Source organism: Methylophilus sp., assembly GCF_052437885.1.
Lineage (GTDB): Bacteria > Pseudomonadota > Gammaproteobacteria > Burkholderiales > Methylophilaceae > Methylophilus.
Genome location: NZ_JBQVPB010000003.1, coordinates 297,739 through 310,509, shown reverse-complemented (window position 1 = coordinate 310,509; position 12,771 = coordinate 297,739). Strand labels below are relative to the sequence as shown.

General features: G+C 52.7%; 13 protein-coding genes. 8 read left to right on the top strand and 5 right to left on the bottom strand.

Annotated features, from left to right (window positions below):
* Positions 1 to 123: 123 nt before the first annotated feature.
* From ribA to ACT6RZ_RS04715, 4 genes are all read left to right on the top strand, one after another.
* On the top strand, positions 124 to 729 hold the full coding sequence (gene ribA / locus ACT6RZ_RS04730) for a GTP cyclohydrolase II (RefSeq protein ID WP_444701033.1): 606 nt from the start codon (positions 124 to 126) through the stop codon (positions 727 to 729).
* Positions 730 to 850: 121 nt separating this feature from the next.
* Entirely contained in the window at positions 851 to 1,234 is a 384-nt protein-coding gene (locus ACT6RZ_RS04725; RefSeq protein WP_444701032.1) for a phenolic acid decarboxylase, read from the top strand.
* A 149-nt stretch (positions 1,235 to 1,383) separates the two neighbouring features.
* Complete coding sequence (sodC, locus tag ACT6RZ_RS04720; protein ID WP_444701031.1) at positions 1,384 to 1,896, top strand: superoxide dismutase [Cu-Zn] SodC; 513 nt, start codon at positions 1,384 to 1,386, stop codon at positions 1,894 to 1,896.
* Positions 1,897 to 1,954: 58 nt separating this feature from the next.
* Complete coding sequence (locus tag ACT6RZ_RS04715; RefSeq protein ID WP_442586071.1) at positions 1,955 to 2,170, top strand: DUF4287 domain-containing protein; 216 nt, start codon at positions 1,955 to 1,957, stop codon at positions 2,168 to 2,170.
* Positions 2,171 to 2,253: 83 nt separating this feature from the next.
* Here ACT6RZ_RS04715 and ACT6RZ_RS04710 read toward each other — a convergent pair whose 3' ends face one another.
* The 5 genes from ACT6RZ_RS04710 to ACT6RZ_RS04690 form a co-directional block, all read right to left on the bottom strand.
* Positions 2,254 to 3,231 carry a sulfate/molybdate ABC transporter ATP-binding protein gene (locus ACT6RZ_RS04710; protein WP_444701030.1) on the bottom strand — a complete coding sequence of 326 codons (978 nt, stop codon included), beginning with the start codon at positions 3,229 to 3,231 and terminating at the stop codon, positions 2,254 to 2,256.
* Between the two features lies 1 nt (position 3,232).
* The gene (gene cysW, locus ACT6RZ_RS04705; RefSeq protein ID WP_444701029.1) at positions 3,233 to 4,123 is read right to left on the bottom strand and encodes a sulfate ABC transporter permease subunit CysW; all 891 of its coding nucleotides are present in this window, start codon (positions 4,121 to 4,123) and stop codon (positions 3,233 to 3,235) included.
* Positions 4,124 to 4,204: 81 nt separating this feature from the next.
* Positions 4,205 to 5,035 (bottom strand): sulfate ABC transporter permease subunit CysT, encoded by an 831-nt coding sequence (cysT, locus tag ACT6RZ_RS04700; RefSeq protein ID WP_379054976.1) that lies wholly within the window; start codon positions 5,033 to 5,035, stop codon positions 4,205 to 4,207.
* A 192-nt stretch (positions 5,036 to 5,227) separates the two neighbouring features.
* A complete protein-coding gene (locus ACT6RZ_RS04695; RefSeq protein ID WP_444701028.1) occupies positions 5,228 to 6,097 on the bottom strand; it encodes an EAL domain-containing protein in 870 nt (289 codons plus the stop codon).
* A gap of 39 nt (positions 6,098 to 6,136) precedes the next feature.
* The gene (locus ACT6RZ_RS04690) at positions 6,137 to 7,117 is read right to left on the bottom strand and encodes a sulfate ABC transporter substrate-binding protein (protein ID WP_444701027.1); all 981 of its coding nucleotides are present in this window, start codon (positions 7,115 to 7,117) and stop codon (positions 6,137 to 6,139) included.
* Between the two features lie 405 nt (positions 7,118 to 7,522).
* Here ACT6RZ_RS04690 and epsC point away from each other — a divergent pair, with 405 nt between their 5' ends.
* The 4 genes from epsC (at position 7,523) to ACT6RZ_RS04670 (ending at position 12,771) form a co-directional block, all read left to right on the top strand.
* A complete protein-coding gene (epsC, locus tag ACT6RZ_RS04685; RefSeq protein ID WP_444701026.1) occupies positions 7,523 to 8,425 on the top strand; it encodes a serine O-acetyltransferase EpsC in 903 nt (300 codons plus the stop codon).
* Between the two features lie 28 nt (positions 8,426 to 8,453).
* The gene (locus ACT6RZ_RS04680) at positions 8,454 to 9,368 is read left to right on the top strand and encodes a family 2A encapsulin nanocompartment shell protein (RefSeq protein ID WP_379054968.1); all 915 of its coding nucleotides are present in this window, start codon (positions 8,454 to 8,456) and stop codon (positions 9,366 to 9,368) included.
* Positions 9,355 to 11,259, top strand: a complete 1,905-nt coding sequence (locus ACT6RZ_RS04675) for a family 2A encapsulin nanocompartment cargo protein cysteine desulfurase (protein WP_444701025.1) — start codon at positions 9,355 to 9,357, stop codon at positions 11,257 to 11,259. Before ACT6RZ_RS04680 ends, ACT6RZ_RS04675 begins: the two co-directional genes overlap by 14 nt.
* A 147-nt stretch (positions 11,260 to 11,406) precedes the next feature.
* Positions 11,407 to 12,771 carry a TAXI family TRAP transporter solute-binding subunit gene (locus ACT6RZ_RS04670; protein ID WP_444701024.1) on the top strand — a complete coding sequence of 455 codons (1,365 nt, stop codon included), beginning with the start codon at positions 11,407 to 11,409 and terminating at the stop codon, positions 12,769 to 12,771.

The following is a 12,771-nucleotide window of genomic DNA, read 5'->3' as shown; positions in this document are numbered from 1 at the left end:
AGCTGAATAGTCACGCCTGCCCAGTTTTTCGTTGTGGTTTTAACCGTAAAAAAAACATACGAAGCTGCATGTAAACGCTACAATAACGCATTGAAGATTTAAACTATTTTGCCAGTTAAAAACATGCAATTCCTAACCCATAGTTCCAGCGCCAGGCTGCCTACGCAGTATGGTGATTTCGATCTGCACGTGTTCCATGACCAGCGTACCGATGTAGAACATATTGCACTGACCTGCGGCGACATCACACGTTCACAAAACCCGCTGGTACGCGTGCATTCCGAATGCCTGACCGGCGATGTGTTCGCCTCTACCCGTTGCGATTGCGGCGAGCAATTGCATCATGCGCAACGGCTGATCCAGGAACACGGCCACGGGCTGGTGTTATACCTGAAAAACCATGAAGGGCGCGGCATAGGCCTGAGTAACAAGATGCGCGCCTATGCGCTGCAAGACCAGGGGCTGGATACGGTAGAAGCCAATGAAGCGCTTGGCCTGCCGGTAGATAGCCGCAGCTATGAAGCGGCTTCCGAGATGCTGTCGTTCTTCGAGATTGATTCTGTACGCCTGCTGACCAATAACCTGGGTAAAAAGTCCGCGCTGGAAGCCCTGGGCGTCACTGTGCATCAGCAGGTGCCATTGCTGACCGAGCCTACCCTTGAAAACCTGAGATACCTGCAAACCAAGTCGACCAAGCTAGGCCATATCATCCCGGACCTGATGGGCTGACACCCGGCCACAGCAAGCAGCACAGCGACTTTGACGCCGGCTGAAATTCGGCATATCTTAGATGGCCGAGTCAATAGATGGCCGAGTCAATAGCTGGCTGATTCTATAAAGGGCAAAACAATTGCAATATATCCGCTTATTCATGCTGGGCTTATGCATGCTGGGTTTTTTCAACTCGTGTTTTGCCGGTAGTGTACTGGCGCAAGAGCCATATACAGGCCGGTTTCTATTCAAGTATGACGGCGGCAGTGTTTACCGCGTGGTCGTGAATGGCGCTGACTCCCTGGCATGGCAGTGTATCCAGGGCCCGGAAAAAGGCGCGAAAGGCATAGAGAAACCCCAGCGCTTCAAAGTCGCAGAGCAGATTTATTTTGTCAGCTGGACGGAGAAAACCGGGATACAGGTGTCGCAGGTGATTAATTTAAACACCCTGAAGGTTTACTCCACGATTATTGACGGTCAAGAACGCTATGTTGTCTCTGGCAATATCGTGCGCGAGAAATAACCGAAAGTTGATCACCAAGAACTTTTCATGTGCAGCTGACATCAGACTGGCAGACAGTTTTTATTTGTTTGCCTGGATCGTGTTAGCCACAGGCAAAACACTATGTGCCAACGTTTCCTACTAATAAGCTTTCCTCTCAAGGAGAAAATATGAAAAGTATCATTGCATTCACCCTGGCGCTTGCTTCAAGTGCGGCATTGGCAGACATCGTGGTGCCATTAAATGTAGTGGATGAAAAAGGGGCAGGTGCCAACGCGGGGAAAGTCACTATTTCTGAAACCAAATATGGCCTGGTGTTTACGCCTGAGTTGCAAGGCCTGCCTGCCGGTACGCATGGCTTTCATATACACCAGAACCCTAGCTGCGAGCCCAAGGAGAAAGATGGCAAAGTCGCAGCCGCCGGCGCGGCCGGTGGTCACTACGACCCGGAGAACAGCAACAAGCACGCTGCGCCGTGGGGTGATGGCCATCTGGGCGACTTGCCTGCGCTTTATGTCAACGCCAATGGCACTGCCACGCAGCCGGTGCTGGCACCGCGGCTGAAACTGAGTGATGTCAGCGGCCGCGCGCTGATGGTACATGTAGGCGGTGACAATCACTCCGACCATCCGGCAACTTTGGGCGGTGGTGGTGCACGGTTTGCCTGTGGCGTGATTAAATAAAGCCTGTTAAGCAGTCGCCACTTTCATCCCATGACTCACAGAAAAACCAAGGCATAGCATGTCAGACGCAGATAAGATCAAAGGCCCTGCTTCCTACTTTCCATCGATAGAGCAAAAGTATGGCCAACCGGTTGAACACTGGTTTGATATATTGCGTCACGCGGGCGATCTCAAGCATATGGAACTGGTCACGCTGCTCAAATCAGCCCATGGTTTGGGGCACGGTCATGCCAATGCCCTGGTGGCGCACCACCTGGCAAAAAATAAAGCTTAGGATTAAAGAATCAGATTTTAAGTGGTTCTGAAAACAAAAAAGGCGTAACGATCACCGTTACGCCTTTCTCATGTTAGTGCTGATTAAAACACGCGCAATTGCGTAGGTTTCAGGTATACCGTCTCGCCCTGCTTGAAATTCAGCTGATTGAACACATCGCGGCCCAACTCGACATCTACATACTGCTCGTTATCGCTACGCTTGATCTCCAGGCGCACCAATGAACCGACTGAATGCACATAAGTCAGGGCACCGGCAATGCTGTTCAACGCCGGCTCACGGCTGACTGCGATCTCATATGGGCGCACAAAACCTTTGCCCTGCGGGGTCTCAAATGCATTCACATTGCCGAGAAACTCATACACAAATGGCGTAGACGGGTTGTCGTATACAGATTGTGGTGAACCCACCTGCTCGACTTGTCCGTGGTTCATCACCACTATGGTATCAGCGACTTCCAGCGCCTCTTCCTGGTCGTGAGTAACAAAAACGCTGGTGACATGCAGCTCGTCATGCAAGCGGCGCAACCAGCGGCGCAGGTCTTTACGCACTTTGGCATCCAGCGCACCGAACGGCTCATCCAGCAACAATACTTTTGGCTCTACCGCCAGGGCGCGTGCCAGGGCGATACGCTGACGCTGGCCACCGGAAAGCTGCGGTGGATAGCGGTCTGCCAGCCAGTCCAGTTGCACCAGTTTCAGCAGGTCATGCACGCGTTTCTTGATCTCGGCATTGGAAGGCCGCGTTTCACTGGGGCGCACACGCAGGCCAAAGGCCACGTTCTCAAACACTGTCATATGCCTGAACAGTGCATAATGCTGGAACACAAAGCCGACCTGGCGCTCGCGCACATCGGCGTGGGTGGTATCTACGCCATCAAACAGCACCTGGCCACTATCCGGCGTTTCCAGGCCGGCGATGATGCGTAACAGTGTGGTTTTACCGCAGCCTGATGGCCCGAGCAAGGCGACCAGTTCGCCGCTGGGCACTTCCAGGTGTATATCACGCAGTGCGCTGAATTGACCAAAACCCTTGCTAATCTGTTGTATGGTGATGCCCATATTAAACCGTCACTTCCTTTTCCTGTGTTGCTGCATCATGTGATGCCCGCCATTCGACATAGGTTTTCAAAACCAGCGTTACCAGTGCCAGCAAGGTCAGCAGTGAGGCCACTGCAAACGCTGCCGCATAGTTGTATTCGTTGTAGAGGATCTCTACATGCAATGGCATGGTGTTGGTCATGCCGCGGATATGCCCGGACACTACCGATACCGCACCGAATTCACCCATGGCCCTGGCATTGGTGAGGATCACGCCGTAGATCAGCCCCCACTTCACATTTGGCAGGGTCACATGCCAGAGTATCTTCCAGCCGGAAGCGCCCAGCACCAGTGCCGCTTCTTCCTCTTCCTTGCCTTGTGCTTCCATCAACGGGATCAGCTCGCGGGCGACGAACGGGAAGGTGATAAAAATGGTGGCCAGAATAATGCCGGGCACGGCAAAGATCACTTTGTAATCATGATCTATCAGCCATTCGCCAAACCAGCCCTGCAGGCCGAATATCAGCACAAAGATCAAACCAGCGATCACCGGCGACACCGCAAATGGCAGGTCTATCAGCGTGATCAGAAAGCTCTTGCCACGGAAATCAAACTTGGTGATGGCCCAGGCTGCCGCCACACCGAACACCAGGTTCAACGGCACCGCGACTAAAGAGGCAATCAGCGTCAGTTTCATGGCCGACAAGGCATCTGAATCGGTAATGGCTGCCAGATAGACACCCCAGCCTTTACGCAAGGCCTCTGAAAAGACCGCAGCCAGCGGGATCAGCAGGAATAAGGCCAGAAACAGCAATGCCGTAATGATCAGCGCCCAGCGCACCCAGGCCGGTTCTGATGTGGCACGTTTATAAGCCACTTTGCCCTGGTATTGTTCAAATTGTGTTTTATGCATAGTTTTTATCGTTCAGTTAAACATTCAAGCAGCCTGACGACAGCAAGCGCGACCCACTGCGCTGCCATCGTCCATGGTGCATTATTTACCACCATGCCTATGGCTGCTCCACCATTGCAACAGATTGATCAGCAACAGCAGGGCAAATGAGATCACCAGCATCACCACCGCGATCGCAGTGGCGCCAGCGTAATCATATTGCTCTAGCTTGGTGATGATCATCAACGGCGTGATCTCTGAAATCATAGGCATGTTACCGGCAATAAAGATCACCGAACCATACTCACCCACGGCACGGGCAAAAGCCAATGAGAAACCGGTCAGCAAGGCAGGCCAGATGGCCGGCAGTATCACTTTGAAAAAGGTCTGCCAGCGATTAGCACCCAGGCTGGCGGCGGCTTCTTCCAGTTCGGTACTAAAGTCTTCCAGCACTGGCTGCACGGTACGTACCACAAACGGCAAACCGATAAATGTGAGCGCAACCACCACGCCCAGGGGGGTGAAAGCGACTTTGATGCCATGCGGTTCCAGCCATTGACCCAGCCAGCCATTCGGCGCATAGATCGCCGTCAGCGAGATACCCGCCACAGCGGTAGGCAAGGCGAACGGCAGGTCGACCAGCGCATCCAGGATCTTTTTGCCATAAAACTGGTAGCGCACCAGCACCCAGGCCGTGAGCAGGCCGAACACCAGGTTGATCAGCGCCGCTAACAGCGACGCACCAAAGGTTAAGCGGTAGGTGGCAAGCACCCGCGGCGTAGTCACCACTGCCCAGAACTCGCTAAAGCTCAATTCGGTGGTGCGCAGGAAAACGGCTGCCAATGGGATTAATACGATCAGGCTTAAATATACAAGGGTGTAGCCTAGTGACAGGCCAAAGCCGGGCAATAAATGTTTTTTTCTAGTTGTCATATTGACTCGTGACCGGTTTGAACAGGGGCTAATGTAGCCGGATTCTTATTATTCACAAAAGAATGTTTAATCATTAATTTATAATTGACTGTTATATCAGTACTGCCGGCCTGTTTCGCCTGATGGCAAAAGCACGCCGGCAGCCTGACATTATAGTGTTTAACCCAGCTTAATGATCATGCAAGGCAGTGTTTACGCCACTTTAGGCGAGCGATGCTGGAACTGGTCGTTCAATACCTTGGCGACCACCGGCTCAGCCAGGAAATTACCTTGCAGTATGGTCGCACCAGAGGCGATCGCGATATCCAGTTGCTGTTGCGTTTCCACGCCGACGATCACTGGCGTACTGCCCAGATCTTGCACGGCATGCACCAGCCCGCCCAATGCTTTGGCCAATGCCGGTTGCTGCGCTGCCTGGTGGATGACAGAGATATCAAACTTGATAAAGTCATGCTGCGCGCCCCACAAACGATACAGCTTGCTCTGGTGGTTGCCTACATGGTCAAACGCAATCCTGTAGCCCAGTGAACGGTAGTTCTCTATCGCTGCGATCAGGTGTTTGTCCTGGTCTATCAGTGACTCATTGATCTCCAGCACCACCCTGTCGGTTGGCACTGAATACTGGTGCAATATCTGCTCGAACACTTTGCCGTGTGCACTGACTTCCAGCAGCAATTTAGGATGCACATTGAGAAACAGCAAGCCGTTCTCCTGGTGGATGGCGCGGAAGTTGAGCACATGCTGCGAGCGGCATACGCGATCAAACTGCACCAGCTTGCCGGATTGTTCGGCATAGGTGAATGCAAACTCCGGGGTACTGCCCAGCGTGCCAAACAATGAGGGGCGGATCAGGGCTTCGTAGCCGTAGATATCCCCTTGCTTGGCGTCATAGATAGGCTGAAAAGCCGTTTTCAGGTGCACGCCGATAAAGGTACTTTCGTATTCACCGGTATTGGCTTCTATCAGCCCTAACTCTTCCAGATCCAGCGCCAGCACCTGCTTTAACTCGGCGCGTAACTGCACTACATGTTCTGGTTCCTGATGTGGTTGTCGCTGGGTCATCATCCCTCCTTATACTATGCTGCGTTAATGCTGTTGCGTTTATTTCTGGTAGATCTGGTCAAAAATGCCGCCATCACTGAAATGTGTATTTTCGGCCTCGGTCCAGCTGCCGAATGTTTCTTTTACCGTAAAGGTACGGATCTTTTTAAATGCCGGCTGTGCCGCATCAGCCACTTGCGGACGCAAATAGTGTTTGGCGGCAATGGCCTGGCCCTGGGGTGAAAAATGGTATTCGAGATAAGCTTGTGCCTGTTTGCGGGTACCCTTTTTATCCACCACTTTGTCGACCACAGAGACCGGGTTCTCGGCCAGCACGGTGACTGAAGGATAAACCACCTCATACTTGTCTTCGCCCAGCTCTTTTTGCAGCAGATACACTTCGTTCTCGAACGTCACCAGTACATCACCGATCTCGCGCTGGGCAAAGGTGGTGGTCGCGCCACGGCCGCCGGTATCCAGTACTGGCACATGTTTGAACAACTCGGTCACGAACTGGCGGGCCTTGGCTGCATCACCGCCTTTTTGCGTGACATAACCCCAGGCCGCCAGATAGCTGTATTTACCATTGCCGGATGTTTTCGGGTTAGGGATCACAGAACTCACACCCGGACGGATCAGGTCATCCCAGTCCTTCACATGCTTGGGGTTGCCCTTGCGCACCAGAAACACGGTAGGTGAAGCGCTGGGCACACTATTGTTAGGCAGGCGTGTTTGCCAGTTGGCCGGGATCAATTTACCTTTTTGCGCCAGGATATCGATATCGGCACTGCGGTTCATGGTGATCACATCTGCCGGCAAGCCATCGACGACTGAGCGTGCCTGCTTGGTAGAGCCACCATGGGATTGATTGATAGTCACGGTCTCACCGGTTTTTTCTTTCCAGTATTGTACAAACGCCGGGTTAAAGTCTTTGTAGAACTCACGCGTCACATCATAAGATGCATTCAATATTTCGGCGGCTTGCAGTGACACACTGCTGAACAATACGGCCAGAACGGCACTGCGTAACAAAGATGACATATTCTGCTCCTAAGATGAATTGGTCTGCACTATACAGACCTATTTATATTTTTAAAAAGAATAAAAAATAATATATTTATAACCTAAAAATATATTAAAAAAGCTAGCTTATTTTACTGCTATTTTATTGCAAACCGCCACGCAGAGGAGTAGCTTTATAGCCTAGCTGATTTATAGCAATGCCTGATTCAACGGTTTTACATATATATCTTTACTAATAACCAAATGGAATAAGCAAATAATTAATAATTATTTGACTCGAACCCTGTTCATTTACACCAGTTTATTTTATAGTGAGCGCATATACAGCTGTCTAGACCACTGGAAGCCAGTTTGCACTCATGATGCAACTGGCTTTTTTGTTTTTGAGCAGTCAACAAAGCATACTGACAGGACGAATTGACGATGCAAGAAATCGCGATCGAACACATCGTGCAGCAACTGGCCAATATCAGGGAAAGCGCATTGCAACAGCGGCAGCGACTATCGCAACCACCCAAACTGCCTTCACGCAAGGCACTGGGACAATGCGTGGAATGGCTGGCGGCCGCGCTATTCCCTAACCGCCTTGGCGACCCGGATATCCAGGCTAACGCCATCAACTTTTATGTAGGCACCACGCTGGACAAAGCCCTGCGTGAATTACAGCACCAGATCCGCCTGGAACTGGCGTTTAAAGCGCCCAGTGAACCCGCCGCCCAGTTCCGGCCACAGGCGCACAGCCTCACCGGCCAGTTCTCAGAGCACTTGCCTCGTATACGCCTGCAGCTGGATACCGACCTCGAAGCCGCGTATCAGGGCGATCCGGCGGCGGACAGTGTCGATGAAATACTGGTCAGTTACCCCGGTATCCTGGCACTGATCCACTATCGCATCGCCCATGTGCTGCATGGGCTGGGCCTGACCATCATTGCCCGCCTGATCACTGAGATCGCCCACTCGCAGACCGGCATAGATATCCACCCTGGTGCGCATATAGGTGATCATTTCTTTATCGACCATGGCACCGGCGTCGTCATAGGCGAAACCGCCATTATCGGCAACCATGTGCGCCTGTATCAGGCTGTCACCCTGGGCGCCAAGAATTTCCCTAAAGATGCCAACGGCCACCTGGTGAAAAAGTTCGAGCGCCACCCTATCCTGGAAGATTATGTCGTGGCTTATGCCGGGGCCACCATTCTGGGGCGCGTCACCATAGGTAAACATTCAGTCATTGGCGGTAACGTGTGGGTGACCCGCAACGTGCCCGCCAATAGTCATGTCACACAGGCGCATTCGGATGCTAAGCCCATTCCGGCCGCAGCCTGATTTTTAGCTTTATCAATAAGGAGAATACATGTCACAACAGCCATCACAGAGTGCATTAGGCGATGTCGCCGCACGGACGCTTGCCAATGCTACCAAATCGGTACCTATGCTCAGTACCATCAGCCCGCGCTGGCTGGTGCATTTATTGAACTGGGTGCCGGTAGAAGCAGGTATTTACCGCGTTAACAAGGCAAAAGATCCGGCTGCGATCACGGTTGATTGTTCCAGCAAGGACGAAAAAGACCTGCCGGCGACCTTTGTCGATTACGAAGAGTGGGGCCGTGAGTATGTGTTGAATGCAGTCAACACGGTGGTGGATGTGCATACCCGTGTTTCTGACCTTTACAGCAGCCCGCACAACCAGATCAAAGAGCAGTTACGCCTGACCATAGAAGTGGTGAAAGAGCGCCAGGAAAGCGAACTGATCAATAACAAAGAATACGGTTTGCTTAACAATGTCGCCAAATCACAGATCGTGAAAACCCGTAATGGCCAGCCTACCCCGGATGACCTGGATGAGTTGCTGAGCAAAGTGTGGAAAGAACCGGCGTTTTTCCTGGCGCACCCGAAAGCGATCGCTGCATTCGGCCGTGAGTGTACCCGTCGTGGCGTGCCGCCACCGACCGTGTCATTGTTCGGTTCACAGTTCATCACCTGGCGCGGTATCCCGCTGATCCCGAGTGACAAGCTGCCTATCGTCAATGGCAAATCCAAGATCCTGCTGTTACGCGTGGGCGAAAGCAAACAGGGCGTGATCGGTCTCTATCAACCTAACCTGCCTGGTCAACAAAGCATGGGCCTGTCGGTGCGCTTCATGGGCATTAACCACAAAGCGATCGCTTCTTATCTGGTTTCACTCTATTGCTCACTGGCAGTGTTAACTGAAGATGCGATTGCCGTACTGGAAGATGTCGGAGTTGACCACTACTATGACTACAAGTAATCCAAACACTCATCAGGCACTGGATCTGGCAAGCTTTGAGCCTGAGGCCATTCTGGCCTCGCTTCCGGGCGAGCATCCCAAAATGACGGCGGCACTCGGTGTAGGCCGCGAGCTGCAACAGACCGGCTCACTGGATATAGACACGCTTAACCAGCTGGTCAATGAGTTATATGCTGAAGGTTTCCCGGCCACTGCGCCTTTTGCAGCGGCCCAATTCGCGCAATCACTGGCAACACCGGCCCAGGCGCAAGCCAAAGTGCCGGCGACAGACTCACTCTCCACGCAAGTGGCGACTGTCACCGGGGGCAACAGCAGGGATATCACCTCGCCCAGTTATGCGCAATCCAGCATACAACCCGTGACACTTGAAGCCCAGGCGCAGCAATTAACCTATGTGCCTGGCATAGAGACACTGGCCAGTGACCCTAACCACCTGGATGTGCTGCATGCCGACCCGGCTTATCTGCTACCTGGCCAATTCGCCGATATCGGCATTGAGATCCCCTACCAGCAGGAGCTGAATCGCTGGCTGGGGGGCGCTGCCACCCCTGCCGCGTCCGTGCCAGCGGCGCAAGCCCCGGTCAGCAAGCCTGCCTCAGGCGGACAGTCGTTTTATTTTCTGCAAGCCGAGCAGCCTGCGCTGACTCATGGCTTACCTGCTTCAACACATCCGGCATTTGATGTGCTTAGCGTGCGCCGTGATTTCCCTATCCTGAATGAAAAAGTCAACGGCAGGCCACTGGTCTGGTTTGATAACGCAGCCACCACGCAAAAACCGCAAGTGGTGATCGATAGGGTCAGTTATTTCTACCAGCATGAAAACTCCAACATTCACCGTGCTGCGCATGAGCTGGCAGCCCGTGCCACCGATGCCTATGAAGATGCACGCGAAACCGTGCGCCGCTTTATCAATGCGCCATCGGTGAATCAGGTGATCTTTGTGCGTGGAACGACTGAAGGCATCAATCTGGTCGCCAAAACCTGGGGTAAAAAACACCTGGGTGCCGGTGATGAGATCGTGGTTTCCAATCTGGAACATCATGCCAATATCGTGCCCTGGCAGCAGTTGTGCCAGGAGACAGGTGCGGTGCTGAAAGTGATCCCGGTGGATGACAGCGGCCAGATCCTGCTGGAAGAGTACCAGAGACTGCTGACCCCAAGAACCAAGCTGGTTTCGTTCACGCAAGTGTCTAATGCGCTGGGCACCGTCACGCCTGCGCAGGAAATGATCGCCATGGCACACAGAGCCGGCGCCAAAGTATTGCTCGATGGCGCGCAATCCATTTCGCACATGCGCATAGACATCCAGACCCTGGATGCGGATTTCTTTGTCTTCTCAGGCCACAAGATATTCGGCCCGACCGGCATAGGCGTGGTGTATGGCAAAGCGGATGTATTGCAAGACATGCCTGCCTGGCAAGGCGGTGGCAACATGATCCAGGACGTGACCTTTGAAAAAACCGTCTATCATGCAGCGCCGGCCAAATTTGAGGCAGGTACCGGCAATATCGCAGATGCAGTGGGGCTGGGTGCGGCGCTTAAATATGTTGAGCGTATAGGCATTGAAAACATCGCCAGCTACGAACATGCCCTGCTTGAATACGCCACAGCAGCCATGAGCGATATTCCGCACCTGCGCCTGATAGGCACTGCCAAAAACAAGGCCAGCGTGCTGTCTTTTGCGTTAAAAGGTTACCAGAGCGAAGAAGTAGGTGCTGCACTGAACGAGGAAGGCATCGCCGTGCGTTCCGGCCATCATTGTGCACAACCTATCTTGCGTCGTTTTGGGGTAGAAACCACCGTGCGGCCTTCAGTGGCGTTTTATAACACCTATGAAGAGATCGATCGCATGATAGTGGTATTGCGACGGCTTTCATCGCGTCAGCCTTAATAAGAATGCAGCCAGGCGACTGGCTGCATTTTTTCTTTTAGGGGCCCACCCTCATCAGTTGTGACATTCTGTGCCAGCCTCTGTAAAATCAATACCATCCTGACAACACCCTGATTCATCTGCTTGCAGATGAACCGCCCATGACAGATGAAATTCGATCCGCGCAATAATAAATTCACCGCTATCTTCACCGGCGAGATCCTGGGCGCCATGCTGCCCTCTATCATACTGATCTGCCTGGCGCTATTTGTCGCCTATAAGTTCATAGACCCAGCCCCGCCGCGCAAGATCGTCATCGCGACCGGCAATAACGATATCAATTACAATGCGTTCGCTTCTATCTATGGCGTGTTCCTCAAGCAGGAAGGTATCACCCTGGAGACCCGCCCTACTTCTGGCGATAAAGAGAACCTGCGCCTGCTCAAGGACCCTGACTCCGAAGTGGATATCGCTTTTATCCAGGATGGTGAAGCGCATGCCGAAGGCGCTGGCACCTTGTTATCCCTGGGCAGCCTTTACTACCAGCCGGTATGGATCTTCTGCCGTTGCAAGCTGGAAACCACGCATCTCTCGGCATTAAAAGGCAAAAAGATCGCTGTCGGTTACAGCGGCAATGGCACTCACACCCTGGTGAGTACTCTGCTGGCCGAGAGTGGTGTCACCGCAGAGAATAGCAAACTGATTGAAACAGGCGGCGAAGAAGCCGCAGAAGCATTGCGCAAAGGCAAACTCGATGCGGCGTTTTTTGTCGATGTGCCGACTTCGTATGTGATACGCAGCATGGTGGAAGATAAGCAGCTCACCCTGCTCAGTATGGACACTGCAGAGGCGTTCTCGCGCAAATTCTCGTTCCTGCATCATCTGGTCTTGCCTGAAGGTGCCATGGACTTGGCGCATAACATCCCCGCCCATGATGTACACATGGTGGCACCGACAGCGACCCTGGTGGTGAAAGAGGATATGCACCCGGCGCTGGTTTATTTAATGATGAAAGTCATTGCGCAGGTGCATGGCGGCGCCGGCCTGTTCAACGCCAAAGATGAGTTCCCTTCAGCCAAGGACACCGATTTCCCCCTGAGCACGCAGGCGCTCAACTTCTATAAGTCCGGCCTGCCTTTCATAGACAAATACCTGCCGTTCTGGGCGGCCACCTTTGTGAACCGTACTCTGATCGTGATCCTGCCGTTACTGGCGTTATTGATCCCGCTGACCAAGATCATCCCTATGATTTATGTCTGGCTGGTCAAACGCAAACTATTCCGCTACTACGGCGAACTGCGTTACCTGGATACGCAACTGAGAGAAATTAAAACGGCAGAAGACCAGCGCCTGTTCGTAGAGAAATTAAATGAGATCGAATCCAAGGTCATCAACGTGCAGCTGCCAGTGCCTTTCTCGCAATATGCCTACGAGTTACGCGCGCATATAGAGCTGGTCAGATCAAAATTGCAGCATGAAAAATATACGCCTCAAAAAAATGAGCCAGAAAAAAATGTAATGGACCAGCAGTAA

Coding starts and splice junctions, on each gene's coding strand:
- cysT (WP_379054976.1), bottom strand. CDS start 5,035: ATGACAACTAGAAAAAAACATTTATTGCCCGGCTTTGGCCTGTCACTA.
- epsC (WP_444701026.1), top strand. CDS start 7,523: ATGCAAGAAATCGCGATCGAACACATCGTGCAGCAACTGGCCAATATC.
- ribA (WP_444701033.1), top strand. CDS start 124: ATGCAATTCCTAACCCATAGTTCCAGCGCCAGGCTGCCTACGCAGTAT.
- ACT6RZ_RS04670 (WP_444701024.1), top strand. CDS start 11,407: ATGAAATTCGATCCGCGCAATAATAAATTCACCGCTATCTTCACCGGC.
- ACT6RZ_RS04680 (WP_379054968.1), top strand. CDS start 8,454: ATGTCACAACAGCCATCACAGAGTGCATTAGGCGATGTCGCCGCACGG.
- ACT6RZ_RS04710 (WP_444701030.1), bottom strand. CDS start 3,231: ATGGGCATCACCATACAACAGATTAGCAAGGGTTTTGGTCAATTCAGC.
- ACT6RZ_RS04675 (WP_444701025.1), top strand. CDS start 9,355: ATGACTACAAGTAATCCAAACACTCATCAGGCACTGGATCTGGCAAGC.
- ACT6RZ_RS04690 (WP_444701027.1), bottom strand. CDS start 7,117: ATGTCATCTTTGTTACGCAGTGCCGTTCTGGCCGTATTGTTCAGCAGT.
- ACT6RZ_RS04715 (WP_442586071.1), top strand. CDS start 1,955: ATGTCAGACGCAGATAAGATCAAAGGCCCTGCTTCCTACTTTCCATCG.
- sodC (WP_444701031.1), top strand. CDS start 1,384: ATGAAAAGTATCATTGCATTCACCCTGGCGCTTGCTTCAAGTGCGGCA.
- cysW (WP_444701029.1), bottom strand. CDS start 4,123: ATGCATAAAACACAATTTGAACAATACCAGGGCAAAGTGGCTTATAAA.
- ACT6RZ_RS04695 (WP_444701028.1), bottom strand. CDS start 6,097: ATGACCCAGCGACAACCACATCAGGAACCAGAACATGTAGTGCAGTTA.